The 406-nt window shown below is 49.0% G+C and carries 1 protein-coding gene; it reads right to left on the bottom strand.

Annotated features, from left to right (window positions below; all coding sequences use genetic code 11):
• Nucleotides 1–120: oxidoreductase (locus NE664_14945; protein MCQ4727932.1), on the bottom strand; the 120-nt coding region annotated here is incomplete at its 3' end.
• Between the last annotated feature and the right edge of the window lie 286 nt (nucleotides 121–406).

Raw genomic sequence — 406 nt, 5'->3', positions numbered from 1 at the left:
GACCATTTCTGCTGTGGCTGCCTCGTCAATGACGGAATCGTCTCCTTCCGTTACCGGAAGGCGCATGGCCCCCATCCCGAGGGCAGACAGCTTTAAATCCTGAAACTCTTTGTATACCATATCCCGCACTCTCCTTTTCTCTGTTCCCATTCCACATATAAGGTTCTGCTCATGGCATGCTCTTCTTTCTGACGTTTCAGAGGGGATTTCCCCTCAGAATTCTTCGCATAAGCCGCAGCCACTTTTTTATTATACTTGTTGAAGTGGACTTTAAGTCAAGAAGTTTTTGCAGTCTTCCTTCTATGCTTCCTCCGCTCCCCACGCAAACTGGGAATTGTAGAGCTGGCTGTAGAAACCGTTCTGTGCCATCAGGCTTTCATGGTTCCCCATCTCCGCGATATCCCCA

It is taken from the genome of Anaerotignum faecicola (assembly GCA_024460105.1).
In the GTDB taxonomy this organism is placed as follows: domain Bacteria; phylum Bacillota; class Clostridia; order Lachnospirales; family Anaerotignaceae; genus JANFXS01.
Note: the sequence above shows the minus strand (reverse complement) of the source record. Positions and strands in the feature narration are given on the sequence as shown.